This window comes from Streptomyces mangrovisoli, assembly GCF_000974985.2.
GTDB classification, from domain to species: Bacteria; Actinomycetota; Actinomycetes; order Streptomycetales; family Streptomycetaceae; genus Streptomyces; species Streptomyces mangrovisoli.
This window is the reverse complement of record NZ_LAVA02000049.1, coordinates 54,817-80,311: the sequence shown is the minus strand read 5'-3', so window position 1 is coordinate 80,311 and position 25,495 is coordinate 54,817. Positions and strand designations below refer to the sequence as shown.

Below are 25,495 nucleotides of genomic sequence, written 5' to 3'. Positions count from 1 at the left end.
TAGCCGGGCGTCAAGTAAGTTAGCTAGCCGGGCGGCAAGCAAGTTTCCGTGGGAGCGCAAGGAGTACCAAGATGGACGTCACGATGGACGGCACCAGGCATCAGCGCCGCGGCAACACCCGCCAGCGCATCCAGGACGTGGCGCTCGAGCTCTTCGCGGAGCAGGGCTACGAGAAGACATCCCTGCGCGAGATCGCCGAGCGCCTGGATGTCACCAAAGCGGCTCTCTACTACCACTTCAAGACCAAGGAAGAGATCCTCGCGAGCGTCTTCGACGACCTGACCAGGCCGATCGAGGAGCTCATCGAGTGGGGCCAGCAGCAGCCGCACACGCTGGAGACCAAGCGGGAGATCGTACGGCGCTACAGCGAGGCCCTCGCGAGCGCGACCCCGCTCTTCCGCTTCATGCAGGAGAACCAGGCGACGGTCCGGGAGCTGCGCATCGGCGACACCTTCAAGGACCGGATGAAGGGCCTGCGCGACGTCCTGATAGACCCGGACGCCGAGTTGGTCGACCAGGTCCGCTGCGTGAGCGCCATCTTCACCCTGCACGCCGGGATGTTCGTCCTCCAGGATCTGGAGGGCGACCCCGACAAGAAGCGGCAGGCCGTCATGGACGTCGCCCTGGACCTGGTGACCCAGGCGGACCGGGGCAGCGCGGGGCGCTCGTAACCGCCCCTGAACGCACGTCAGCGCGCGTCGACTCTCCGGGAATCCGGAGGTGGACGCGCGCTTTGTGTGCTGCCGGTGCGCCGCGGAGGCGGCTCACACCATCTGTCAGACGTGCACGCCGTGCGAGCGCAGGAACGTGACGGGGTTGACCGCGGAGCCGTAGTTCGGCGTCGTGCGGATCTCGAAGTGCAGGTGCGGGCCGGTGGAGTTACCGGTGTTGCCGGAGCGGGCTATGTGCTGGCCCGTCTTCACGTGCTGACCGACCTTCACGTCGATGCGGGAGAGGTGCGCGTACTGCGAGTAGGTGCCGTTGCTGTGCTTGATCACGATGGCGTTGCCGTACGCGGATCCGTCACCGGCGCCGTGGGAGCCGGCCTTGACGACCGTTCCGGAGTGGGCGGCGACGACGTTGGTACCGATCGGCACAGCGAAGTCCTGACCGCTGTGCTTGGCGACCCAGTGGCTGCCGGCCTGGTTGAACGAGGCGGACAGCGTGTACTTCTTCACCGGGTCCACCCAGGTGCTGGCGGACTTGGCCGTGGCAGCACCTGCGGCTCCGGCTCCCAGCGCGACCGACACGCCCACACCGGCGGCCACGACGGCCACACGCTTGCGGAGCTTGGAGGACGAACGGGAAGAACGGACCGTGGAACGCGGGAACATCGAAACCTCATGGGGTGGGGGACAGAGAAACCATCTGGCGTTCGAACTTCCGCCGAATGGACTATCCCTTGGTAGCCCGCCGGGACCCCTGAGGACAAACCGGTCATCTACGGCAGACCGTAGTAGTCCATCTCAAACCAAACACCCCCAAATCGACCAAACCCCCGCTCAACGCCCTCCGGACGCCTACTAATCGCCGTAGTACGTGACGCACCACTCGTGATGGAGGCCACCGGCACCACCCCCCTGTTGTGACCCCCGCCACGACAGGAACCGGCTTGTGCAAAGCCCGTGTTGGAGTGAGCTACCGTCCGGTAACCCCCCGGTTCCCCTCTTGCCACTCCCGCCCTCCAGCATGACCCTGACAAGATCTGACCAGAGCCGTGCTCGGACGCGAGAGGACCCCCCACCCATGACCAGAGGCACCTGGACCCGCCGTACCGCCCTGACGGCCGTCACCACCGCCGCTCTCACGGCGCTGGCCGTCCCGGCCGGAGCCCAGGCCGCCACCGCGGCCACCACCGGCACGGCCACGGCACGGACCGCCGCGGTGAGCACCTCCGTGGCGACGGCGTCCACCGCGGTCGACTACGGCACCTGGCAGCAGGACTGCCAGAGCGTGATGGACCAGGCGCTGCCGTACCTGAAGGACCGGATCGCCGCCGCTGAGCCGGGCGAGAAGCAGGCGATCGTCTTCGACGTCGACAACACCACGCTGGAGACCGACTTCGGCTTCAGCTACCCCCAGCCGGCCAACAAGCCGGTCCTGAACGTCGCCGAGTACGCCCAGGAGCACGGCGTCGCGCTGTTCTTCGTGACCGCGCGCCCCGGCATCATCGCCTGGCCCACCGAGTACAACCTGGAACACGACGGCTACGACGTCTCCGGCCTCTACGTCCGCGGCCTGCTCGACCTCTTCAAGGACGTCGCCGCCTACAAGACGGCCCAGCGCGTGGACATCGAGAACAAGGGCTACACGATCATCGCGAACATCGGCAACAGCGCCACCGACCTGTCGGGCGGGCACGCCGAGAAGACCTTCAAGCTCCCGGACTACGACGGCCAGCTGTCGTAGCCGGCCGCGCCACGGGCGCCGGCGGGCGCCGCGGGCACGCGAGAGGGGCCGGTGCTGTCGCAGCACCGGCCCCTCTCGGTCGGCCCGGGGGCCGTGAGGCTTACGCCTCCTTGCTCAGGTTCGGCCCGGCTCCGCCGGCCGCCTGCTCGATCGGCGGGACGTCCGGCAGTGCGGACTTCTCCTCACCGCGGAAGGTGAAGGTCTTGGTGTCGCCCTCACCCTCCGTGTCGACGACCACGATGTGACCGGGGCGCAGCTCGCCGAAGAGGATCTTCTCCGACAGGGTGTCCTCGATCTCGCGCTGGATCGTGCGACGCAGCGGACGCGCGCCCAGCACCGGGTCGTAGCCCTTCTTGGACAGCAGCTCCTTGGCGGACTGGGAGAGCTCGATGCCCATGTCCCGGTCCTTCAGGCGCTCGTCGACCTTGCTGATCATCAGGTCGACGATCCGCAGGATGTCCTCCTGCGTCAGCTGCGGGAAGACGACGACGTCGTCGACGCGGTTGAGGAACTCGGGGCGGAAGTGCTGCTTGAGCTCGTCCGACACCTTGTTCTTCATGCGCTCGTAGTTGGACTTCGTGTCACCCGTGGCCGCGAAGCCCAGGTTGAAGCCCTTCGAGATGTCCCGCGTGCCGAGGTTGGTCGTCATGATGATGACCGTGTTCTTGAAGTCCACGACCCGGCCCTGGGAGTCGGTCAGGCGACCGTCCTCCAGGATCTGCAGCAGCGAGTTGAAGATGTCCGGGTGGGCCTTCTCGACCTCGTCGAAGAGGACGACGGAGAACGGCTTGCGGCGCACCTTCTCGGTCAGCTGACCGCCCTCTTCGTAGCCCACGTAGCCGGGGGGCGAACCGAAGAGACGCGAGACCGTGTGCTTCTCGCTGAACTCCGACATGTCGAGGGAGATCAGCGCGTCCTCGTCGCCGAAGAGGAACTCGGCGAGCGCCTTGGACAGCTCGGTCTTACCGACACCGGACGGGCCGGCGAAGATGAACGAGCCACCGGGGCGCTTCGGGTCCTTCAGACCGGCGCGCGTACGGCGGATCGCCTTCGACAGCGCCTTGACGGCGTCGACCTGGCCGATGACCCGCTTGTGGAGCTCGTCCTCCATGCGCAGCAGGCGGGAGGACTCCTCCTCGGTCAGCTTGAAGACCGGGATGCCGGTGGCGGTCGCGAGGACCTCGGCGATCAGCTCGCCGTCGACCTCGGCGACGACGTCCATGTCGCCGGCCTTCCACTCCTTCTCGCGCTTGGCCTTCGCGGCGAGGAGCTGCTTCTCCTTGTCGCGCAGGGAGGCGGCCTTCTCGAAGTCCTGCGAGTCGATCGCGGACTCCTTGTCCCGGCGGACGGCGGCGATCTTCTCGTCGAACTCGCGCAGGTCCGGCGGCGCGGTCATCCGGCGGATGCGCATCCGGGAACCGGCCTCGTCGATCAGGTCGATCGCCTTGTCCGGCAGGAAGCGGTCGGAGATGTAGCGGTCGGCCAGGGTGGCGGCCTGGACCAGCGCCTCGTCGGTGATGGAGACCCGGTGGTGGGCCTCGTACCGGTCGCGCAGACCCTTGAGGATCTCGATCGTGTGCGGCAGGGACGGCTCGGCGACCTGGATGGGCTGGAAGCGGCGCTCGAGGGCCGCGTCCTTCTCCAGGTGCTTGCGGTACTCGTCCAGCGTGGTCGCACCGATGGTCTGGAGCTCACCTCGGGCCAGCATCGGCTTCAGGATCGACGCGGCGTCGATGGCGCCCTCGGCGGCACCCGCACCGACCAGCGTGTGCAGCTCGTCGATGAACAGGATGATGTCGCCGCGGGTGCGGATCTCCTTGAGGACCTTCTTCAGGCGCTCCTCGAAGTCACCGCGGTAGCGGGAGCCGGCGACCAGGGCACCGAGGTCGAGGGTGTAGAGGTGCTTGTCCTTGAGGGTCTCGGGCACCTCGCCCTTGACGATGGCCTGGGCGAGGCCCTCGACGACGGCGGTCTTGCCGACGCCGGGCTCACCGATCAGCACCGGGTTGTTCTTGGTACGGCGGGACAGCACCTGCATGACCCGCTCGATCTCCTTCTCGCGCCCGATGACCGGGTCGAGCTTGGACTCACGAGCGGCCTGGGTGAGGTTCCGGCCGAACTGGTCGAGGACCAGGGACGTCGAGGGGGTGCCCTCGGCAGGCCCGCCGGCGGTGGCGGTCTCCTTGCCCTGGTAGCCGGAGAGCAGCTGGATGACCTGCTGCCGCACCCGGTTGAGATCGGCGCCCAGCTTGACCAGGACCTGGGCGGCGACGCCCTCGCCCTCGCGGATCAGGCCGAGCAGGATGTGCTCCGTGCCGATGTAGTTGTGGCCCAGCTGAAGGGCCTCGCGGAGCGACAGCTCCAGGACCTTCTTGGCACGGGGGGTGAAGGGGATGTGCCCGGACGGGGCCTGCTGGCCCTGGCCGATGATCTCCTCCACCTGCTGGCGGACCGCCTCGAGCGAAATCCCGAGGCTCTCAAGGGCCTTGGCGGCGACACCCTCACCCTCGTGGATCAAGCCCAGGAGGATGTGCTCGGTGCCGATGTAGTTGTGGTTGAGCATCCGGGCTTCTTCCTGAGCCAGGACGACAACCCGCCGCGCGCGGTCGGTGAACCTCTCGAACATCGTTAATCGCTCCTCAGAGCGGTCAGGCAGTGGAGGGGAACTTCCCCTCCCTGTCCTTCCGCAGCTTAGTCCCGCAAGCGGGGACCGCTCATTCCAACTGCCGACACCGGACCGAGAACCAGCACTGCCTCCTGACCCCGAACGCCGACATCTGCTCCAACCCGATGGTGCGAGACGATGTTCCCGCAGGCCAGACAGTTACCCCCACCATCAGTACGCCGATGGCGAACGTGAGACGGCCTTTCCTGCGTGTCGCCCCCTCCCACTAGGGATGTCTTACCCGTACGGACTGACACTCCATGCCGTGCGCGCCCGTTCCCTCCGCTACGGGCGAACAACCTTGCGCCTCCCCACGCCCCCGCACGCCCCCCGGACATACACTGCGGGCGATCTTCCCGGCACTCAGCGTAACTTGCGGGGGTCCTCGGGGGTTGCACTTGGCATGGTTGGCATGACCCCGCTGGCGGTGCCCCAGCCCAGGCGCGCGATCGACCCGTCCGCGGTCCGCGACTGGTACGAGAAGAGGCTGGGGTGGGCGACCGCCCCCGGTCCGGCGCCGGGCTCGCTGCCGCGGCTGGTCACGGGGGCCCGGTTCGACGTGCTGGAGGTGCCGGCGCGGGCGGGCGGCCCTGCGCTCAGGCATCTGGGCCCCGGCTCTCCGGTGGCGCTACAGGGCGGCCGGATGCGCTTCCTGGTGGCCGCGGGCAGCGCGGAGGAGCTGCCGGGGGTCCTGGACTGGCTGGAGTGGGGTCCGCTGGCCGCGGGTCTCGACCTCGTGGCGCTGGGCGCGGGCGGGCACATCGACGCGCCGTCGCCCTGGCGGACGGCTTCCGTGCAGGGGGCCGCCGTCTGGCTGCGGCCCCCCGGGCCGGGACGCGAGGTCGAACCCTCGCTGCCGACACTGTCGGCGCTGGGGGGCGGCGAAGGCGCCCCCGATCTCGTACGGCTGGTGGACACGGTGGCGACACAGTGCCACCGGATCCTGCTGCGGCGCCCGCACGGCGGCCCGCCGGCCGTCACGCAGGCTCAGCCGTTGGCCTTCTCGTAGGCCTCGCGAATTTTCGCGGGAACGCGGCCGCGGTCATTGACCTCGTGGCCGTTCTCCTTTGCCCAGGCGCGGATCTGCGCGGTGAGCTGGTTGCCACTGACGCCGGAAGCGGGGCGCGCCTTTCCACGGCCGCCCGAAGAGCGTCCCGCACCGGTGCGACGACCACCCTTGACATAGGGGTCGAGAAGGCCGCGCAGCTTGTCCGCATTGGAAGTCGTGAGATCGATCTCGTACGTCTTGCCGTCCAGCGCGAACGTGACGGTCTCGTCCGCCTCGCCGCCGTCGAGGTCGTCGACAAGAAGGACCTGAACCTTCTGTGCCACCGGATTTCCTTTCATTCATCACTTCAGGACCGGGGGTCCGCGGCGTCCGCCGTTTCACCGCCCCCTGTTATATGCAGTACTGCACTACGTCGGAAAGCAAACCGCTTTTGCTGGAAAAACACAAACCCCTGGCAGAGGCTCAGGGACTGCTCAGGACCGGAAACATGCGCGTTTCGGACATAGGGAACCTGGGCAGGGCGGCGTGGAATACCGGATCGTCCGGGAGATCACAGATGCAGAAGCATCCGGCTGTTGCCCAAGGTGTTCGGTTTCACTCGTTCGAGACCGAGGAACTCCGCGACGCCCTCGTCATAGGAACGCATCAGCTCCGCGTAGACGTCGGTGTCCACGGGTGTCTCGCCGATCTCGACGAAGCCGTGCCTGCCGAAGAACTCGACTTCGAAGGTCAGGCAGAAAACCCGGCGAACACCGAGCCAGCGCGCGGTGTCCAGCAACTTCTCCAGCACCCGGTGGCCGACGCCGGCGCCCTTCAGACCCGGCTGGATGGCGAGAGTGCGGACTTCCGCGAGGTCTTCCCACATCACGTGCAGTGCGCCGCAGCCGACCACCTCGGCGTTGTCGTCACGTTCCGCGACCCAGAACTCCTGGATGTCCTCGTAAAGCGTCACCGTGGCTTTGTCGAGCAGGATGCGCTCGCGGACGTAGGCGTCGAGGAGGCTCCGCACGGCGGGGACATCGCTGGTCCGGGCACGGCGGACCGTGATGGCTTTTGCGGTGACTTCGGGGTGCATCGCTGACATGAGCGGACGCTATCGCCCGCTGTCGTCCACCGGGGAGCCGGGGTTCTCCGGTTCCGCCGGTTCCCGGGTTTCCGGTCCCTGGACCATGCGAACGGCGTCACTGAGGGCGCGGCGCTGTTCGTCGCTCATCATCCCGAAGAAGGCGACGAGAGCGGCCGCGGGGTTGTCGCTCTGGGACCAGGCGTCGTTCATGAGTGCCGCCGCGTAGGCGGCGCGAGTCGAGACCGCCTCATAGCGATAGGCCCGGCCTTCCGCCTCACGGCGGACCCAGCCCTTCTGATGGAGATTGTCCAAAACGGTCATCACCGTGGTGTAGGCGATGGACCGTTCCTGCTGAAGGTCTTCCAGGACTTCCCGAACGGTCACCGGGCGGTTCCACTTCCACACCCGCGTCATGACCGCGTCTTCGAGTTCTCCCAATGGGCGAGGCACAGCTCAGAACAATAGTGGGAGATCTTGGAGATCTTGCCTATGACGTGGCGGACGGGCACTACAGCCGCGAAAGGAACAAAAAGGGCGCACGGCCCGGGTACGCGGAGGGCGTCCGCGCGGAGCCGTGCGCCGGGGGCGCGGCCGTACGCCCACGAGGGGGCGCGACGGCTTCAGATACGAAGACAGGGGCGGCCGATGCTCGTCGGGCGCCCCGTGTTCAGCCGTCCGGGGTTCGAGCGCCCGGTTGTCCAGGCGCCCCGAGTACGACCGTCCGGTGCTCAGGCGTCCGGGGCCGCGGGCTGCCGGGCGGCCTCCGCGCGCGCGAGGGCGGCGTCCACGGCCGCGTCCTCCTTGGCCTTGGCGGCCCCGCCCTGGGTCTTCACGATCACCCGGATCACACCGATGAAGAACACGGCCATGACGACCGGGGGCACGAGCGCGGAGACGTAGTCCATGCGTCCAGGGTAGCCACGGGGCAACCGCGGGCGGGGCCGGGGTCGGGACGGGCGTGGCGGGTCAGCCCGCGGCCAGCCGCTGCGAGGGCGGTGAGCCGGGTCTGCGGCGCGGGAACACCTCGCCCGGGGTCGGGACGGGCCGGGACGGCTGCGCCGGCTGCGGGGACGGCGGGGCGGGCCGTTCGGCCGGGCGCTCCCCGGGCTTCGGGGCGGGCCGCTCCTCCGGGTCGCGGGCGGGTCCGGCCGCGGACACCCGCGCGTCCGGCTCGGCGGGGACCGACTCGGCCGGCACGGGCTCCCGGCCGCCCGGGAGCGCCAGAAGGCGCGTACGGGAGGCGGGAACGGCCGGCGCGCCCGGAAGGCCACGGCTGCGCTGTCCGCGCGCGAGACGGCCGCGCACGTCCTCCTCGGCCATGACCTGGCAGCGCGCGAGCAGCCCGGCGGCGACCGGGTTCCCGCGCAGCGCGCGGAGCGCGGCGAGGTCGTCGGGGACGGGCCGGTACCCGGACGCGAGGGTCTCCTCCAGGAGCGCGAAGTAGCCGGCGGCGGTGCCGGGCAGGGCGGCGCGGTAGCGAGCGAGGTCCGCCACAAGGAAGGCGCGCAGCCGGGCGCCCTCGCGCATCGCCTCGTCGAGCGACTCGGCGAGCCTGCGACAGTCCTGGACGTCCTCGGCCGAGGCGGGTTCGGGGTGGAGGGCAAGGGCGAGGGCACGGCGGAGCACACGCAGCTCCTCCACGCCGAACGCCATGCCGCCGCGGGATCCGTATGGCGTGGGCATGCGGCGACGATACGCGCTAATCAGACAAAACCGACCTAACGATCTTGGCGCGGCGCGGAACCCACCCACCTGGAGCTGCGCGGAGCCGCTCCGCCGGGTGGCGGGCGGGAGACCGGCGCGCCCGCACCCGGCGATGCGCCCGGACCCGGCGAGAGGGGCCCCCTCGCTCACATCCTCGAGACGTTGCGCTCGTAGACCAACCGCAGGCCGATCAGCGTCAGCCACGGCTCGTGCTCGTCGATCACCGACGACTCGCCCAGCACCATCGGCGCCAGACCGCCCGTCGCGATCACCGTCACGTCGTCCGGGTCGTCGGCCAGTTCCCGGGCCATCCGGCCGACCACGCCGTCGACCTGCCCGGCGAAGCCGAACACGATGCCCGCCTGCATGGCCTCGACCGTGTTCTTGCCGATCACGCTGCGCGGCCGCGCCACCTCGATCTTGCGCAGCTGCGCGCCCCGCACGCCGAGCGCCTCCACCGAGATCTCGATGCCGGGCGCGATCACCCCGCCGACGTACTCCCCGCGCGCGCTGACGGCGTCGAACGTCGTCGCGGTGCCGAAGTCCACCACGATCGCCGGACCGCCGTAGAGCTCGACCGCGGCGACCGCGTTGATGATGCGGTCCGCGCCGACCTCCTTGGGGTTGTCCGTGAGGATCGGCACGCCCGTCTTCACACCGGGCTCCACCAGGACGGCGGGCACGTCGCCGTAGTAGCGCCGCGTGACCTCGCGCAGCTCGTGCAGCACCGACGGCACGGTCGCGCAGATGGCGATGCCGTCGATGCCGTCGCCGAGCTCCTCCCCCAGCAGGGGGTGCATGCCCATGAGCCCCTGGAGCAGCACCGCGAGCTCGTCGGCCGTGCGGCGGGCGTCGGTGGAGATGCGCCAGTGCTCGACGATCTCCTCGCCGTCGAAGAGGCCGAGGACGGTGTGCGTGTTGCCGACGTCGATCGTGAGGAGCATCGCGCCTACTCCGCTTCGCGCAGGTCCAGGCCGATGTCCAGGATCGGCGAGGAGTGGGTCAGCGCGCCCACGGCGAGGAAGTCGACACCGGTGTCGGCGTACGCCTTGGCGTTCTCCAGCGTCAGCCGGCCCGACGCCTCCAGGAGCGCGCGCCCGTCGACGATGCCCACGGCCTCCGCGCACTCGCTCGGGGTGAAGTTGTCGAGCAGGATCAGGTCGGCGCCCGCGTCGACGACCTCGCGCAGCTGGTGCAGCGTGTCGACCTCGACCTCGATGGGCAGCTCCGGGAACGCGTCCCGTACGGCCGTGAACGCCTCGGCGACGCCGCCGGCGGCCACCACGTGGTTGTCCTTCACCAGGGCCGCGTCCGACAGCGACATGCGGTGGTTGACGCCGCCGCCGCAGCGGACCGCGAACTTCTCCAGGGCGCGCAGCCCCGGGGTCGTCTTGCGCGTGTCGCGCACCTCGGCCTTGCTGCCCTCCAGCACGTCCGCCCACGCGCGCGTGGCGGTCGCGATGCCGGAGAGACGGCACAGGATGTTCAGCGCGCTGCGCTCGGCGGTGAGCAGGTCGCGGGTGCGCGTGGTGACCGACAGCAGCTTCTGCCCGGCCTCCACCCGGTCGCCGTCCTCCACGTGCCGCTCGACCTCGAACTCGTCGGTGCACACCACGGAGAGCACGGCCTCGGCGACCCTGAGGCCCGCCGCGACGCCGTCCTCACGGGCGGTGAAGTCGCCGGTGGCCACCGCGTCCTCGGGGATGGTGGCGACGGTCGTCACGTCGACGCCGTGGTCGAGGTCCTCCTGGATCGCCACGTTGGCGATGTCCTCGACCTCGACGGGGTCGAGGCCGGCGTCGGCCAGGAGCTGGGCGAGCGCGGGGTCGAGCCCGCACTCCAGGTACTCCTCGTCGGCCCCGGCACCGCAGGCACAGCCGTCGCCGCAGCCACCGTTCGAGGCGAGGGGAAGGTCGGGGGTGCTCACTTGTTCACTGCTCCTGGGACTGGGTGAGGGTAGGGGGGAAGTCTGCGGTGTCCGTCGTGGCGACGGCCAGCGCGCGGTCCGGATTCAGCCGTACGACGATGTGGCGGCGCCAGGCGGCGTCGTCGCGCTCGGGGTGGTCCTCGCGCCAGTGGCAGCCGCGGGTCTCCTCGCGGCGCAGGGCGGCGGCGACCAGGACGCGGGCCACGCACAGGAGGTTGGTGGCCTCCCAGGTGTCGACGCCGGGCTCGGCCGTCTTGCCGTTCTCCTCCAGGGCGCCCCGCGCGTCGGTGTGCAGCTGCTGGAGCGCGTCGGCGGCCTGGGCGAGGGACCCGGCCGACCTGAGGACGCCCGCGCCACGGGTCATGATCCGCTGGATCGCGAACCGGGTCTCCGGGGCGAGCAGCGGATACGCGGGCTTCTCGGGGTGCTCCACGGGCGCGGGCACGCGCGCGTGCAGGCCGTCCGCGGCGTGGCGCGCCGCGATGTCGGCGGAGATGCGCTCGGCGTAGACGAGGCCTTCGAGGAGCGAGTTGGAGGCGAGCCGGTTCGCGCCGTGCACGCCGGTGCAGGCGACCTCGCCGCACGCGTACAGGCCGGGGACGGTCGTACGGCCGCGGGAGTCGGTGCGCACGCCGCCGGAGGCGTAGTGGGCCGCCGGGGCGATCGGGATGGGCTCGTGCACCGGGTCGATGCCGTGCGCCCGGCAGGCGGCCAGGATCGTCGGGAAGCGGTGCTCCCACATCTCGGCGCCGAAGTGCCGGGCGTCGAGGAACATGTGCTCGGCGTCCTGCTCCTGCATCCGCCGCGTGATGCCCTTGGCGACGATGTCGCGCGGCGCGAGCTCGGCCAGCTCGTGCTGGCCCACCATGAACCGCACCCCGTCGGCGTCGACGAGATGGGCGCCCTCGCCGCGCACGGCCTCGGAGACGAGCGGCTGCTGGCCCTCCGCGTCCGCGCCGAGGAACAGCACCGTCGGGTGGAACTGCACGAACTCCAGGTCGGAGACCTCCGCGCCCGCGCGCAGGGCGAGCGCCACGCCGTCGCCGGTGGACACGGACGGGTTCGTCGTCGCCGAGAACACCTGGCCCATGCCGCCGGTCGCGAGGACCACCGCGGGGGCGTGCACGGCGCCCACGCCGTCGTGCTGGCCCTCGCCCATGACGTGCAGGCTCACCCCGGCGGTCCGCCCGTCGGCGTCCGTCAGCAGGTCCAGGACGAGCGCGTTCTCGATCGTGCGGAGGCCCCGCGCGCGGACGGCCTCGACGAGCGCGCGGGAGATCTCCGCGCCGGTCGCGTCCCCGCCCGCGTGCGCGATACGGCGCCGGTGGTGGCCGCCCTCGCGGGTCAGCTCGATGTCGCCCTCGTCGTCGGTGTCGAAGTGGGCGCCCGTGGAGATCAGCCGGTGGACGGCGCCGGGGCCCTCGGTGACCAGGATCCGCACGGACTCCTCGTCGCACAGGCCCACGCCGGCGACCAGCGTGTCGTCCAGGTGCTGCTCGGGCGTGTCGCCCTCGCCCAGGGCCGCGGCGATGCCGCCCTGCGCCCAGCGGGTCGAACCGTCGTCGAGGCGGGCCTTGGTGACGACGACCGTGTTCAGACCGGCCGCCTCGCAGCGCAGGGCCGTGGTCAGACCGGCCACGCCGGAGCCGACCACCACCACGTCCGCGGAGATCGACCATCCGGGGGCGGGTGCGTGCAGTCGTATGCCTGTGCTGGTCACGAGGCGGCTCCGAAGGTGAGAGGAAGGTTGTCGATCAGCCGGGTCGTCCCGACCCGGGCGGCGACGGCGAGGACGGCCTCGCCGGCGAAGTCTTCGGTCACCCCGGTGAAGTCCGACGGGTCGACCAGCGCCAGGTAGTCCAGTTCCAGCGGCGGATCGAGGCGTACGGCCTCGTCGAGGACGGTGCGGGCGGCGGCCAGGACGCCCGCCGGGCCGCCCGGGGCGACCTTGGCCACCGCGGCGGCATCGGCGGCCGCGCGGGACTCCCCGATGGCGCTGAGCGCCTCGGCCCGCGCGCGGGAGGTGGGCACCTCACGCGCGCGGGCGCGCAGCGCCTCCTGGGCGGCGTGCCGGTCGCGGCCCGCGAACAGCGCCTGGGACAGGGCGAGCGCGGTGCGCCGCTCCCGGTCGGAGAGGTAGCGGTTGCGGCTCGACAGGGCGAGGCCGTCGTCCTCGCGCACCGTGGGCACGCCGACGATCTCCATGCCGAAGTTCAGGTCCCGCACCATGCGCCGAATCAGGGCGAGCTGCTGGGCGTCCTTCTGGCCGAACAGGGCGGCGTCGGGGCGGGTGAGGTGGAGCAGCTTGCCCACTACGGTGAGCATCCCGTCGAAGTGCCCGGGGCGCACGGCGCCCTCCAGGCGCTCCCCCATGGGGCCCGCGGAGATCCGCACCTGAGGGTCGCCGCCGGGGTAGACCTCGTCCACGGAGGGCGCGAACACCACGTCGGCCCCGGCCGCCTCGGCGACCTTGACGTCGGCCTCCAGGGTGCGCGGGTAGCGGTCTAGGTCCTCCCCCGCGCCGAACTGGAGCGGGTTGACGAAGACGGTGACGACGACCTCGCCGTCGGCCCCCGCGATCCCGCGGGCGGTGCGGATCAGCGTGGCGTGCCCCTCGTGCAGCGCGCCCATCGTCATGACGACGGCGCGGCGACCCGCACGCGCGCGTGCGTGCAGGTCGTCCGCGGTGTGCAGCAGGGCGATGGTCATCGGGCGTTCCCTTCGGTCCCGTCGGTCCGGTCGGTCCCGTCGGCGAGGACCCCGAGCAGGTCCTCGGCGAGTTCGGGCTTCAGCAGCCCGTGGGCGAGCGCGCGGTCGGCGGTCGCCCGCGCCATGGCCAGGTAGCCCGCCACGGTCTGCGGGGCGTGCCGGCGCAGCTCGCCGATGTGTGCGGCGACGGTGCCCGCGTCCCCGCGCGCGACCGGTCCGGTGAGGGCCGCGTCGCCCGAGCGCAGCGCGTTGTCCAGGGCGGCGCCGAGCAGCGGCCCGAGCATCCGGTCGGGCGCCTCGACACCGGCGGCGCGCAGCAGCTCCATCGACTGCGCCACGAGCGTCACCAGGTGGTTGGCGCCCAGTGCGAGGGCCGCGTGGTAGAGCGGCCGCTTCTCCTCGGAGATCCACTCCGGCTCGCCGCCCATCTCGATGACGAGCGCCTCGGCGGCCAGCCGCAGCTCGTCGGGGGCGGTGACGCCGAAGGAGCAGCCGGCCAGGCGCTGGACGTCGACCTGGGTGCCGGTGAAGGTCATCGCCGGGTGCAGCGCGAGCGGCAGCGCGCCCGCGCGCAGGGCGGGGTCGAGCACACGGGCGCCGTAGCGCCCGGAGGTGTGCGCGATCAGCTGACCCGGCCGGACGGCGCCGGTCTCGGCGAGTCCCTGGACCAGGCCGGGCAGGGTGTCGTCGGGGACGGTCAGCAGCACCAGGTCGGCGCGCTCGAGGACCTCGGCGGGCGGGACGAGCGGCACGTCGGGCAGCATCAGCGCGGCCCGCCGCCGCGAGGCGTCGGAGACACCCGAGACGGCCACCGGACGGTGTCCGGCGAGCTGGAGCGACACGGCCAGCGCGGGACCCACCCGGCCGGCGCCGACGACGCCGACGGTGAGCCGCGCGGGGCGGTCCTTGGGGTCTGGCTGGTGGACTGTACTCACGCGACGGAGGCCTTCCCGTTCCAGTCCGCTCTGGGTACCGGACGATTTCTCGTCATGTTAACGCGATCGGCCTGAAGGCCCACCAGTTGTCCACAGGCTGTGGGTTTCTCCACACGCTGCGCACGGGCGGCCGTGGAGGGAACGTTCGGGCGGGCCGGACGTAATGCGTGTGCCCGCCGCGACCCGCGCACGGCATGATCCAGGGCATGGGTGAAACGCGACAGCAGAGCACGGAACCGGCCGAGCGGGCCGGGGCGACCGAGGCAACCGGGGCGGCGGAACCGGCCGAGGGGGCAGGTCAGGCCGAGGAGACGGGCCCGGCCGAGGGGCTCACGGACGACGAGCGCCGTGCGCGCCTGCGCGAACGGCGCGTCAGCGCGCTCAAGGGCGCGCGGCGCATCCTCGCGCGCTCCGGCGTCCTGCGCACTCTCCGGGAGCGCCTGGCGACGCTCGACGGCGCGGCCGAGCTGTACGACCTCGACGAGCGCGCCGACATCTACGGCAACGGCGTCGTCGAGGCCCTGGAGGAGAAGGTCGCCGGGCTGCTCGGCAAGGAGGCCGCGGCGTTCTTCCCGACCGGCACCATGGCGCAGCAGGTCGCGCTGCGCTGCTGGGCGGGCCGTACCGGCTCCGCCACCGTGGCGCTGCACGCGCTCTCCCACCCCGAGATGCACGAGCGGAACGCCTTCAGCCAGGTCAGCGGCCTGCGCCCGGTGCGGATCACGAGCGCGCCCCGGCTTCCCACGGCCGAGGAGGTGCGCGAATTCGACGAGCCCTTCGGGGCGATCATGGTCGAGCTCCCCCTGCGGGACGCCGGTTTCGTGCTGCCCACCTGGGACGAGCTGTGCGAGGTCGTGGACGCGGCACGCGCGCGGGACGCCGTGGTGCACTTCGACGGCGCGCGGCTGTGGGAGACCACCGTCCACTTCGGGCGCCCGCTGGACGAGATCGCGGACCTCGCGGACAGCGTCTACGTGTCGTTCTACAAGTCCCTCGAAGGCTTCGCGGGCGCCGCACTGGCCGGCCCGCGGACGCTCGTCGACGAGGCGAAGACCTGGCGCCACCGGTACGGCGGCATGATGTTCCAGCAGTTCCCGACCGCGCTGTCGGCCCTCGCGGGCCTGGAGCACGAGCTGCCCCGGCTGCCCGAGTACGTGCGGCACGCGCGCGTGGTCGCGGACGCGCTGCGTGAGGGCTTCGCCGAGGCGGGCCTGCCCTGGGCGCGGGTGCACCCCGAGGCGCCGCACACCCACCAGTTCCAGGTCTGGCTGCCGTACGACGCCGACACGGCCGGGGAGGCCGCGGTGCGCACCACCGAGGAGACCGGCACGGCGCTGTTCTCGGGCGCCTGGGCCGACTCGGGACCGGGCCTCTCGTACACCGAGGTCACCGTGAGCGCGGCGGGCCTGGAATGGACGGCGGAGGACGTGCGGACGGCGGTTCGCGAGTTCGCCGAGCGGCTGCCGCGGCCTTAGCGGGCACGGGCTCAGCGGGCGCGGCAGGCGCGGGCTCAGCGGGCGCGGCAGGCGCGGGCTCGGCGGGCGATGGCTCGGCGGGCGATGGCTCGGCGGGCGATGGCTCGGCGGGCCGGTGCCAGGTGCGGTGCACCGGCCCGGCCCCGCCCGGCTCGCCTCCCGGACGGCCCGGCCCGGACGGCGTGCGGCGTTGTCGGTGGTCGGGTGCACCATGGCCGTATGAGCGTGACCATCGACATCAGCGGCCTGCCCGCGGAGCGGATCTCCTTCGTGCCGTCTCCGCTGGCCGAGCTGGGCATGGCGCTGCACACGCTCAGCGAGCCGGGGCACCACGCCGGTCTCCAGGGCTGGGCGGCCGGGGTGACCGCCCGGCTCGACCCGCACCTCGCCGACCGGATGTGCGAGGCGGACTTCCTGTGGCGGACGACGTTCTCCGACCTCTTCCTGCCGTTCGCCGGCCTCCCGGGCAGCCTCGGCCTCCCGGGCGCCACGCTCGCCGAGGACCTCGACCTCATGGACAAGCTGACGGACGAACAGTTCGTGGACGCGGCGCTGGAGTTCACTTCCCTGCTCCTGTACGACACCCGGGTCCCCGCCATCCTCTCCAGCCCGACGGGACGCCGCCGGGCCCTCGAGGTGGCCGCCTCCCGGGGCCCGCAGCAGGTGCGCTTCACCCAGCGGCTGCTCGACGACCCGCCGAGCGTGCGGGCGTGGCTGCGGCGGTTCCTGGAGGACTGCGACGAGGTCTTCTTCGCGGAGACCTGGTCCGGGCTGCGCCACCAACTGGCCGCGGACGCCCGGCACAAGACGGAACTGCTGCGCCGCAAGGGCCTCGCCGAGGCGCTGGCCGCGGTCTCCCCCGCCGTGACCCTGGACGGGACCGGCGCGAACATCGTCGTCGACAAGCTGATCCGGGGACGCGCCGTCACGGCGGGCGGCTGCCTGGTACTGGTCCCGACCAGCCTCGGCCGCCCCCACCTGAATGTGCTGCACCGCTTCGGCTGGCAGCCGCTGCTGCACTACCCCGTGGGCGCGCCGGAGCCGACTCCCCCGGCCTCGGTGGAGCAGTTGACGCTGCGGATGACGGCCCTGTCGCACCCCGTGCGCATGCGCCTGTGCCGCCACCTCGCCCGCAGCGCGTACACGACGACCGAACTGGCGCAGATCCACGGGATGACGGCGCCGGAGATATCCCGGCACCTGAGCGTCCTGAAGAAGGCGGGCCTGATCACCACGCGGCGCCGCGGCCGGTACGTGCTGCACCAGCTGGACGTCGCGGTGGTGGCCCGACTGGGCACCGAGTTCCTGGAGGGGCTGCTCCGATAGCCCCTGCCCCTGCCCTTGAGCTCCCGAGCGCTCGGACCCTGATCGCTCGGACCCTGGCCCCTCGTCCCCGGCCGCCTAGCCCTGGCCGCCTAGCCCTGGCCGCCTGCCCGGACCAGCCCCGTCTCGTACGCCAGCACCACGACCTGCACCCGGTCGCGCAGCCCCAGCTTGGTCAGGATGCGGCCGACATGGGTCTTCACGGTCGCCTCGGACAGCACCAGCCGGGCCGCGATCTCCCCGTTCGACAGACCCTGCGCGACCAGCACCATGACCTCCCGCTCACGCTCCGTGAGGCGTTCCAGCTCCTTGTGCTCCGGCTGCCTGCCGGCGGTGGGCAGCATCGGCGCGAACCGGTCCAGCAGACGCCGGGTCGTGGACGGCGCCACCACGGCGTCGCCGCTGTGCACCGAGCGGATCGCGGCGAGCAGTTCGCCCGGCGGCACGTCCTTGAGCATGAAGCCGGACGCACCCGCCTTCAGCCCGGAGAAGGCGTACTCGTCGAGGTCGAAGGTGGTCAGGATCAGCACCTTCGGCGGGTCGGGCTGGGCGCAGATACGCCGGGTGGCCTCCACCCCGTCCAGCTTCGGCATCCGGACGTCCATCAGGACCACGTCCACGGCCGTCGCGCTCAGCACCTGAAGCGCCTCGACGCCGTCCCCCGCCTCGGCGACGACCTCCATGTCCGGCTGGGCCGCGAGCACCATCCGGAACCCGGTGCGCAGCAGCACCTGGTCGTCGACGAGCATCACGCGGATCGTCATCGGGAGCCTCTTCCGTTCTGTTGCGGAGTGGAATGCGGGGGCGTGACAGGTGTCAACACGGGGGCGCGCGTCGACGTCAATGCGCTGGTTTGAGCGGCAGCAGGGCGCTGATGCGGAATCCTCCGCCGGGGCGCGGGCCCGCGTCCAGGGTGCCGCCGACCATTCCGACGCGCTCCCGCATCCCGATCAGACCGTGGCCGTGGCCGTCCACGCCGCCCTCCTCGTAGAGCTCGTGCGGCGCGCCCATGCCGTCGTCCTCCACCAGCAGGCCGAGGCCGTCGTCGAAGTAGACCAGGCGCACGCTGGCCCCGGCGTTCGGCCCGCCGTGCTTGCGGGTGTTGGTCAGCGCCTCCTGCACGATCCGGTACGCCGTGAGTTCGACACCGCTGGGCAGCGGGCGCGGGGTGCCCTCCACCTTGAAGTCGACGGGCAGTCCGGAGCCGCGGCACTGCTCGACCAGATCCTCTATCTGCTCGACGTCCGGCTGCGGGACGTACTCGCCGCCCTCCTGGTGCTCGCCGGTGCGCAGCACGCCCAGCAGGCGGCGCATCTCGGCAAGGGCCTGCCGGCCGGTGGAGGAGATCGTCTCCAGGGCCTTCTTCGCCTGGTCGGGCGTGGCGTCCAGGACGTACGCGGCGCCGTCGGCCTGCACGACCATCACCGACACGTTGTGCGCGACCACGTCGTGCAGTTCACGCGCGATCCGGGCGCGCTCCGCGGCCACCGCGACCTTCGCCTGCGCCTCGCGCTCCTTCTCCAGCCGGGCCGCGCGCTCCTCCAGCTGTTCGAAGTAGGCCCGGCGGGTGCGCATGGAGTCGCCGAGCACCCAGGCGAGCACGAACGGCACCGTCTGGAAGACGGTCAGCGCCACCCGGCCCGCGGGGCTCGCCTCGGGCTGCGGCCAGCGCAGCTGCGCGATGACCGCCGCGGTCAGCCCGCCGATCAGGGCGGTACGGGAGGCCCAGCGGGCACCCGTCGCGGCGACCGTGTAGATGATCACGAGCATCGCGAAGTTGGCGACGGTCGTCTCGACGTCGAGCAGCAGCTGGGCCACCCCGGTCGCGACGGCCAGCAGCAGCATCCTCTCGGGCATGCGGCGACGCAGGGCGACGACCAGGCTCATGAGGACGCACACCGCCAGGCCCTGTGCCGTCGTCCCGTGGTGGTCCTGCGCCCCGCCGACGCGCGAGATGCTCGCGCCGGCGATCCCGAACAGGACGACGGCCCAGAAGGTGTCGACCCCGGTCGGGTGTCTGCGGAGAAAGTCATAGAGGCGCTGCACGTAACCCAGCGTAGGGAAGCGTGACGTCCGGCCGGGTCAACCGGAGGGCCGATCCGCACTCCGCGCGCGTACTCCGCAAGGTGGATGCCGTGATCACCTGTGCGCCTAGTCTTGCGGAGTGACGGAAGACACCACGGGCGGCCCGACGGACGACTCGGCGGGCGGCGCCGCGGACGGTCCGGGTGACGGCTCGGGGGACGGTTCGGGGAACGGCCCGGCGGACGAGTGGCTCGGCTGGCGGGCGGCCGCGCGGGCGGCCCTCTACGGACCGGACGGTTTCTACCGGCGGCCCGAGGGCCCCGCCGGACACTTCCGTACGTCCGTGCACGCCTCGCCCCTCTTCGCCCGCGCGGTGGCGGAACTGCTGTGCCGCGTCGACGCGGCACTCGGCCGGCCCGCCGCCCTGGACTTCGTCGACATGGCCGCGGGACGCGGCGAACTCGTCACCGGGGTGCTGGCCGCGCTCCCCGCCGACGTGGCCTCCCGCACCCGGGCGTACGCCGTCGAACTCGCCGCGCGCCCCGCGGGACTCGACGACCGCATCGAGTGGCTCGCCGAACCGCCGCGGGACGTCACCGGGCTGCTGTTCGCCAACGAATGGCTCGACAACGTGCCCGTGGAGGTGGCGGAGGTGGACCCGGCGGGCGTACCCCGGCTGGTGCTCGTCCGGCGCGACGGCACCGAGCGGCTCGGCGCGCCGGTCGCCGGGGCGGAGGCGCGGTGGCTCGCGCGGTGGTGGCCGCTGCCCGCCGAGGCGGGCTGCCGCGCGGAGATCGGGCTGCCCCGCGACGCGGCGTGGGCCTCCGCCGTCGCGCGCGTCGCGCGAGGGCTCGCGGTCGCCGTGGACTACGCGCACGCGGCGGACGCGCGCCCCCCTTTCGGCACGCTCACCGGCTTCCGCGGGGGGCGCGAGACGGCGCCCGTACCGGACGGGTCGTGCGACATCACGGCGCACGTGGCCCTGGACGCGTGCGCCGCAGGCGTGGAGCATCAGCGCGCACGCGGGGCGCGCGCAACGCACCACGCGCTCATCCGCTCACAACGCGCCGCCCTCAGCGCCCTCGGCATCACCGGCGCACGCCCCCCGCTCGCGCTGGCCTCCACACACCCCGCGGAGTACGTACGCGCCCTCGCGAGCGCCGGCGAGGCCGCCGAACTCACCGACCCCGGCGGCCTGGGCGGCTTCGGCTGGCTGACGCAGCCGGTGGGCATCCCGGACGTGCTGGCCGGCTGACCCCGCCCGCCGCCTACTTGTCGATGTCTCCCACCACGAAGAACATCGACCCCAGGATCGCCACCATGTCCGCCACCAGCGTGCCCGGCAGGAGTTCCGTGAGGGCCTGGATGTTGTTGTACGACGCGGAACGCAGCTTCAGCCGGTACGGGGTCTTCTCGCCCTTGCTGACGAGGTAGTAGCCGTTGATGCCGAGCGGGTTCTCGGTCCAGGCGTAGGTGTGGCCCTCGGGGGCCTTGAGCACCTTGGGAAGGCGCTGGTTGACCGGGCCGGGCGGCAGCTCCGCCAGCCGGTCGAGGCAGGCGTCGGCGAGGTCGAGGGCGACATGCGTCTGTTCCAGCAGGCACTCGAACCGGGCGAGGCAGTCGCCCTCCTGACGCGTCACCACCTTCAGGGTGTCCTGGAGCTCTCCATAGGCGAGGTAGGGCTCGTCGCGCCGCAGGTCGAAGTCGACGCCCGAGGCGCGCGCGATCGGCCCGCTCACGCCGTACGCGTGCACGGCCTCCGGCGTGAGCACCCCCACGTCCCGCGTGCGCCCGCGGAAGATCTCGTTGCCGAGGACCAGGTCGTCGAAGACGTCCGTACGCGAGCGGACGGCCGCGACGGCGGCACGCGCGCGCGTGGTCCAGCCGGCCGGCAGGTCCTCCTTGAGGCCGCCGACACGGTTGAACATGTAGTGCATCCGACCGCCGGAGACCTCCTCCATGACGTTCTGGAGGACCTCGCGCTCGCGGAAGGCGTAGAAGACCGGCGTGATGCCGCCGAGCTCCAGCGGATAGGACCCGAGGAACATCAGGTGGTTGAGCACCCGGTTCAGCTCGGCGAGCAGCGTGCGCAGCCACACCGCGCGCTCGGGCACCTCCATGCCGAGCATCCGCTCCACCGCGAGGACCACGCCCAGCTCGTTCGAGAAGGCGGACAGCCAGTCGTGGCGGTTGGCCAGCATGATGATCTGCCGGTAGTCGCGCGCCTCGAAGAGCTTCTCCGCGCCCCGGTGCATGTAGCCGATGACCGGTTCAGCGTGCCTGATGCGCTCACCGTCCAGCACGAGGCGCAGCCGGAGCACACCGTGCGTCGACGGATGCTGCGGGCCGATGTTGAGCACCATGTCGGTGCTCTCGGCGGCGCCGCCGATGCCGACCGTGGTCTCCGTCATGGGAGTCATGGGCACAGTCTCTCCTACGTACGCTGACTGCATGGAGACGGGGAGCGCAGGGGGCGGCATCGCGGCGGCGGCGGGCGAGCCCGTGTGGACCGGCCTGCCACCGGGGCTGCTGCGGATGCGGCGGCTGCTGCTGGTCGTGTGGCTGGGGGCGGCCGCGGTGCTGCTGGCGGTGCCGGCGGGGCTGTTCGCCGGGCCGCTCTGGGCGGCGTCCGGGCTGCTGCCGCTCGCGGCGGCGGCGTGGGGCTGGGTGCTGCTCGGCCGCAACTGGCGCAGCTGGCGCTACGCGGAGCGCGCCGACGACCTGCTGCTCAGCCGGGGTGTGCTGTGGCGCCAGGAGACGGTCGTGCCGTACGGCCGGATGCAGTTGGTCGAGGTCACCTCCGGGCCGGTCGAGCGGTACTTCGGGCTGGCGCGCGTGCAGCTGCACACCGCGGCCGCCGCCACGGACGCGGCGATCCCCGGCCTCGACCCCGCCGAGGCGGAGCGGCTCCGCGACCGGCTCACCGAGCTCGGCGAGGCCCGATCGGCGGGACTGTGACGGCGCCGGGCGCCGAGGAGGGCGTACGCGGCCAGGACCCCGTACGCGCCCGTGCGGACGTACGGCACGGTGAGCGGCGGCTGCATCCCGTGACGCCGTTGCGGCGGGCCTGGGCGCCCGTCGCGGTGCTGATCGGATGGGCCGTGCACGACCCCGACCAGGCGCAGCGGCAGCTGACCCGGCTGACCGCCACGACGCTGCTGGTCGCGGTCGCGGTGTTCGTGCCGGCCGCCGCCCTCTATGGCTTCCTGACCTGGTGGTTCACCCACTTCGCGGTGACGGACGCGGAGTTGCGCATCCGCACCGGGCTGGTGTTCCGGCGCACCGCCCACATCCGCCTGGAGCGGATCCAGGCGATCGACGTGGGCCGGCCGCTGCTCGCGCGGGTCGCGGGCGTCGCGAAGCTGCGCATAGACGTCGTGGGCACCGACAAGAAGGACGAGCTCGCGTTCCTCGGCGAGGGCGACGCGCGGGCGCTGCGGGCCGAACTGCTCGCCCGTGCGGCTGGTTTCGCCCCCGAGACGGCCCACGAGGTCGGCGAGGCCCCGGCCCGGCGGCTGCTGCGGGTCCCGCCGGGCGTGCTGGCCGGGGCGCTGGCGCTGACCGGGCGCACCTGGGGGTCGCTGGGCGCCGCGCTGGTCGTCCTGCCGCTCCTGTGGTTCGCCACGCACAGCCCGGTGCCGGTCCTCGCGGGCGGCCTGCCGCTGCTGGGCGCGGCGGCCGCGAGCAGCTTCGGCCGGTACGTGGCGGAGTACGACTGGACGGTGAGCGAGTCCCCGGACGGCCTGCGCATCGACCACGGGCTGCTCGACCGCACGCACGAGACCGTGCCGCCGGGACGGGTGCAGACGGTCCGGATCGTGCAGCCGCTGCTGTGGCGGTGGGTCGGGTCCCGCCGCTCCGGCGCGGCCGGGGGCGGGGGCGGGGGCGGCTGGGTGCGGGTCGAGCTGCACGTGGCCGGGTCGTCGAACTCGGTGCTCGTGCCGGTCGCGCCCCGCGCGGTCGCGGAGGAGGTCGTGGCGCGCGTACTGCCCGGCGTACGGGTGCCGGTGGAGTCGGCACGGCCGCCCCGGCGGGCGGCCTGGTGCGCTCCGGTGTGGTGGCGCGGGAACGGGGTGGCGGTCACCGAGGCGGTGTTCGTGACACGGCGCGGGCTGCTGCGCCGGAAGGTGACGCTGGTGCCGCACGCCAAGGTGCAGAGCGTCCGGCTCACCCAGGGGCCCTGGAAGCGGCTCTGGCGGCTCGCGGACGTGCACGTGGACACGGGGGCGAACAAGACGGTCAGCGCACGGCTGCGGGACGCCCAGGAGGCCGCTGAGCTGATGCACGGTCAGGCGGAACGCTCACGGACCGGCCGCGGGACCGCCCGCCCGGACCGCTGGATGAGCTGAGCGGCGGGGACGGAAGACGGACGAGACCCCCGGCGCTCGCCGGGCCGCCGGATCACCCGACCGCCGAGCCGAACGATCGCCGGGCCACCGGGCCGCCGGATCACCCGGCCGCCCGAGCCGCCTGATCGCCGCGGCGCCGGACCGCCGGGAACCGGAACGGGGCGGGTCCTCGGCCGTTGCCGATGACCCGCCCCGCCTCCGACGGTTGTTCAGGAGACCCTGCTGCGCAGACCGTCGAGGTCGATCTGCTCGGTCTCGTCGTGCGCGGTCAGGTCGATGACCTGACCCACCGCGCGCGTGCTCTCGTGGGCGGGCTTGAACTCGGACTCGGCCTCCGCCTTGTGGACGGCGAGGGCCTCCTGTCCGGCGACATCGGCGAGGTCCTCGTTGTGCGCGTGCTCCAGGGAGCCGGGCTCGGCCCCCTTCTGCGTGCCGAAGAAGTCGAAGCCGCCCTGGACCGCCGGACGTCGTACGGGCGCTGCCGGTACGACGGCGACGGCGGTCGGCACGGTGAAGTGCCCGGTGGGCTGCTGGACCGGCTTACCGGTCCGCGCCGGGGTGGCGGCGGCCGCGTGGGCGTGCTCGTCGGCCGCCTCGGGCTGCCCCTCCGCGTCGTCCTCCCGCGGGGCGTCGGCGGTCTGCCGCGTCACGTCCCCTTTGGCGACCGCATCGGACTCCGCCTGCTCCGACGCCTCGACGGACTCGACGGACCCGGCCGGCTCGGAAGCCCGCGCCGCCTGCGACGGCACGGAGGGTTCCGCGCGCTCGGTGGCCTCCGCGGTCTGTGCGGTCTCCGTGACCTGTGCGGTCTCCGTGGCCTGCGCGGGCACCGAAGGCTTCGCGGACTCCGCCGCGTCGCCCGCTGCGTCACCCGTCGCGTCGCCGGACCGCTGTGCGGGCACCGCGGTCTCGGGAGCCTCGTCGGCCCCGGAAGCCTCCGCGGACTCGGGAGCCCCGGGCGTCTCGGCAGAGGCGGCCGTCCCATCGGACTCGCCGGTCTCGCCGGTCTCGTCGGACTCACGGGTCTCGTCGGTCTCGGCAGCCGCCTCGGTCTCCGCGTCCGGCTCGGACGCGGACTCCTGCGCCACGGCGTCTACGGCCTCTACGGCCTCGTCGGCCGCACCGGCGGCCGTCGTGGTCCGGGGCTCGTCGTCGAAGCGGGAGAGCGCGGCCTTGGCCCGCAGGAACAGCTGGGAGCCCGCCGGGGAGAACACCGCGGGCGCCTCCTCCTGCTCGCCCTCGTCCTCGTGCGCGGCGTCGGCCCGCTCGGCATCGCCGTGCTCGGCATCCGTCGGCTCGGCGTCGGCCTGCCCGGCCGCGTCGAGTTCGTCGTCCGCCTCGTCGTCCGTCTCGTCGTCCGCCAGCAGTTCGAGGTCGTCGAAGTCCTCGGCGTCCTCGTACACGTCGTCGTGCTCGCCGTACGCGTCCCGCTCGTCGCCCTCGTGGGCCCCGGCGGTCTCGTCGGAGGTGCCGGCCGACGGTCCCGCGGTCAGCTCGCGGGCCGGCGTGGTCGCCTCTATCTCCAGCAGGCGGCGGCCCTCGAGCGCGGTGGCCCGCTCGGTCTCCGCGGTCGCGTAGCGGCGCAGCAGCGAGGCGTGCTCGTTGCGCAGGCCGGCGAGCTCGGCGCGCTTGGCACGCAGCCGCTGCTCCAGCTTGGCGCGCAGCTCACGGGATTCCTCGAGGTCGGTCTCCAGTTCGGCGACCTTCTCGTCGTGCCGCCACTCGTCGCTCGCCCGCGCGCGCTCGAGGTCGGCGACCTGTTTGCCCGCCTGCGCGTCCCAGCGGCGCATGACGGCTGCTCCGACGACCGCCGTGGCGGCGGCCACCGCGGCGAACATCCGGAGCACGGCCGGATCGTCGAACGCCCAAGGGCCGAAAGCGCAGATCAGAGAGACGCCT

Annotated in this window: 24 protein-coding genes; 8 read left to right on the top strand and 16 right to left on the bottom strand. The window is 72.4% G+C overall.

Annotation, left to right across the window (positions count from 1 at the left end; genetic code table 11):
• The first annotated feature begins 71 nt into the window (after positions 1–71).
• Positions 72–671 carry a TetR/AcrR family transcriptional regulator gene (locus WN71_RS21705; protein WP_046588979.1) on the top strand — a complete coding sequence of 200 codons (600 nt, stop codon included), beginning with the start codon at positions 72–74 and terminating at the stop codon, positions 669–671.
• Between the two features lie 105 nt (positions 672–776).
• On the opposite strand, the gene WN71_RS21700 is transcribed toward WN71_RS21705, so the two are convergent.
• Positions 777–1,334 (bottom strand): M23 family metallopeptidase, encoded by a 558-nt coding sequence (locus WN71_RS21700; protein WP_046588982.1) that lies wholly within the window; start codon positions 1,332–1,334, stop codon positions 777–779.
• 412 nt (positions 1,335–1,746) lie between these two features.
• Here WN71_RS21700 and WN71_RS21695 point away from each other — a divergent pair, with 412 nt between their 5' ends.
• The gene (locus WN71_RS21695) at positions 1,747–2,409 is read left to right on the top strand and encodes an HAD family acid phosphatase (RefSeq protein WP_046588988.1); all 663 of its coding nucleotides are present in this window, start codon (positions 1,747–1,749) and stop codon (positions 2,407–2,409) included.
• Positions 2,410–2,509: 100 nt separating this feature from the next.
• On the opposite strand, the gene WN71_RS21690 is transcribed toward WN71_RS21695, so the two are convergent.
• Positions 2,510–5,035: an ATP-dependent Clp protease ATP-binding subunit gene (locus tag WN71_RS21690; RefSeq protein ID WP_046588990.1), complete on the bottom strand. Its 2,526-nt coding sequence runs from the start codon at positions 5,033–5,035 to the stop codon at positions 2,510–2,512.
• Between the two features lie 442 nt (positions 5,036–5,477).
• Here WN71_RS21690 and WN71_RS21685 point away from each other — a divergent pair, with 442 nt between their 5' ends.
• Positions 5,478–6,083 (top strand): SCO3374 family protein, encoded by a 606-nt coding sequence (locus WN71_RS21685; RefSeq protein WP_046588992.1) that lies wholly within the window; start codon positions 5,478–5,480, stop codon positions 6,081–6,083.
• Here WN71_RS21685 and WN71_RS21680 read toward each other — a convergent pair.
• The 10 genes from WN71_RS21680 to WN71_RS21640 form a co-directional block, all read right to left on the bottom strand.
• On the bottom strand, positions 6,062–6,406 hold the full coding sequence (locus WN71_RS21680) for a histone-like nucleoid-structuring protein Lsr2 (RefSeq protein ID WP_046588993.1): 345 nt from the start codon (positions 6,404–6,406) through the stop codon (positions 6,062–6,064). The genes WN71_RS21685 and WN71_RS21680 overlap by 22 nt on opposite strands.
• A 227-nt stretch (positions 6,407–6,633) precedes the next feature.
• On the bottom strand, positions 6,634–7,167 hold the full coding sequence (locus tag WN71_RS21675) for an amino-acid N-acetyltransferase (RefSeq protein WP_046588996.1): 534 nt from the start codon (positions 7,165–7,167) through the stop codon (positions 6,634–6,636).
• A 9-nt stretch (positions 7,168–7,176) separates the two neighbouring features.
• Positions 7,177–7,563 (bottom strand): BlaI/MecI/CopY family transcriptional regulator, encoded by a 387-nt coding sequence (locus WN71_RS21670; RefSeq protein ID WP_046588997.1) that lies wholly within the window; start codon positions 7,561–7,563, stop codon positions 7,177–7,179.
• Positions 7,564–7,877: 314 nt separating this feature from the next.
• Positions 7,878–8,054 (bottom strand): hypothetical protein, encoded by a 177-nt coding sequence (locus tag WN71_RS41985; protein ID WP_046589001.1) that lies wholly within the window; start codon positions 8,052–8,054, stop codon positions 7,878–7,880.
• 61 nt (positions 8,055–8,115) lie between these two features.
• The gene (locus tag WN71_RS21665; RefSeq protein ID WP_046589003.1) at positions 8,116–8,802 is read right to left on the bottom strand and encodes a hypothetical protein; all 687 of its coding nucleotides are present in this window, start codon (positions 8,800–8,802) and stop codon (positions 8,116–8,118) included.
• Positions 8,803–8,999: 197 nt separating this feature from the next.
• Positions 9,000–9,797, bottom strand: a complete 798-nt coding sequence (locus WN71_RS21660; protein ID WP_046589005.1) for a type III pantothenate kinase — start codon at positions 9,795–9,797, stop codon at positions 9,000–9,002.
• A gap of 5 nt (positions 9,798–9,802) precedes the next feature.
• Positions 9,803–10,780 carry a carboxylating nicotinate-nucleotide diphosphorylase gene (gene nadC / locus WN71_RS21655; protein WP_046589006.1) on the bottom strand — a complete coding sequence of 326 codons (978 nt, stop codon included), beginning with the start codon at positions 10,778–10,780 and terminating at the stop codon, positions 9,803–9,805.
• Positions 10,781–10,784: 4 nt separating this feature from the next.
• The gene (locus WN71_RS21650; RefSeq protein WP_046589008.1) at positions 10,785–12,500 is read right to left on the bottom strand and encodes an L-aspartate oxidase; all 1,716 of its coding nucleotides are present in this window, start codon (positions 12,498–12,500) and stop codon (positions 10,785–10,787) included.
• Complete coding sequence (gene panC, locus WN71_RS21645; protein WP_046589010.1) at positions 12,497–13,489, bottom strand: pantoate--beta-alanine ligase; 993 nt, start codon at positions 13,487–13,489, stop codon at positions 12,497–12,499. The genes WN71_RS21650 and panC overlap by 4 nt, the downstream gene beginning before the upstream one ends.
• Positions 13,486–14,424 carry a Rossmann-like and DUF2520 domain-containing protein gene (locus WN71_RS21640; protein ID WP_046589012.1) on the bottom strand — a complete coding sequence of 313 codons (939 nt, stop codon included), beginning with the start codon at positions 14,422–14,424 and terminating at the stop codon, positions 13,486–13,488. Before WN71_RS21640 ends, panC begins: the two co-directional genes overlap by 4 nt.
• A gap of 206 nt (positions 14,425–14,630) precedes the next feature.
• Between WN71_RS21640 and WN71_RS21635 the strand changes: the two genes are divergently transcribed.
• Positions 14,631–15,899 (top strand): threonine aldolase family protein, encoded by a 1,269-nt coding sequence (locus tag WN71_RS21635; protein WP_046589014.1) that lies wholly within the window; start codon positions 14,631–14,633, stop codon positions 15,897–15,899.
• 219 nt (positions 15,900–16,118) lie between these two features.
• A complete protein-coding gene (locus tag WN71_RS21630) occupies positions 16,119–17,225 on the top strand; it encodes a DUF5937 family protein (RefSeq protein WP_046589017.1) in 1,107 nt (368 codons plus the stop codon).
• Between the two features lie 89 nt (positions 17,226–17,314).
• Here the strand turns inward: WN71_RS21630 and WN71_RS21625 are convergent, their stop codons facing one another.
• A complete protein-coding gene (locus WN71_RS21625; RefSeq protein ID WP_046589019.1) occupies positions 17,315–17,986 on the bottom strand; it encodes a response regulator in 672 nt (223 codons plus the stop codon).
• 76 nt (positions 17,987–18,062) lie between these two features.
• The gene (locus WN71_RS21620) at positions 18,063–19,268 is read right to left on the bottom strand and encodes a sensor histidine kinase (RefSeq protein ID WP_046589021.1); all 1,206 of its coding nucleotides are present in this window, start codon (positions 19,266–19,268) and stop codon (positions 18,063–18,065) included.
• 118 nt (positions 19,269–19,386) lie between these two features.
• On the opposite strand from WN71_RS21620, the gene WN71_RS21615 reads away from it, so the two are divergent.
• The gene (locus WN71_RS21615; RefSeq protein ID WP_079178009.1) at positions 19,387–20,502 is read left to right on the top strand and encodes an SAM-dependent methyltransferase; all 1,116 of its coding nucleotides are present in this window, start codon (positions 19,387–19,389) and stop codon (positions 20,500–20,502) included.
• Between the two features lie 13 nt (positions 20,503–20,515).
• Here WN71_RS21615 and WN71_RS21610 read toward each other — a convergent pair whose 3' ends face one another.
• Entirely contained in the window at positions 20,516–21,667 is a 1,152-nt protein-coding gene (locus WN71_RS21610; protein ID WP_046589023.1) for an NADH-quinone oxidoreductase subunit D, read from the bottom strand.
• A 31-nt stretch (positions 21,668–21,698) separates the two neighbouring features.
• On the opposite strand from WN71_RS21610, the gene WN71_RS21605 reads away from it, so the two are divergent.
• Both WN71_RS21605 and WN71_RS21600 read left to right on the top strand, forming a co-directional pair.
• Complete coding sequence (locus tag WN71_RS21605) at positions 21,699–22,205, top strand: PH domain-containing protein (protein ID WP_046589025.1); 507 nt, start codon at positions 21,699–21,701, stop codon at positions 22,203–22,205.
• The gene (locus WN71_RS21600) at positions 22,202–23,596 is read left to right on the top strand and encodes a PH domain-containing protein (RefSeq protein WP_046589027.1); all 1,395 of its coding nucleotides are present in this window, start codon (positions 22,202–22,204) and stop codon (positions 23,594–23,596) included. Before WN71_RS21605 ends, WN71_RS21600 begins: the two co-directional genes overlap by 4 nt.
• A 209-nt stretch (positions 23,597–23,805) precedes the next feature.
• Here the strand turns inward: WN71_RS21600 and WN71_RS21595 are convergent, their stop codons facing one another.
• Positions 23,806–25,434, bottom strand: coding sequence for a hypothetical protein (locus tag WN71_RS21595; RefSeq protein ID WP_046589134.1), 1,629 nt, complete (start codon positions 25,432–25,434; stop codon positions 23,806–23,808).
• Positions 25,435–25,495: the final 61 nt, after the last annotated feature.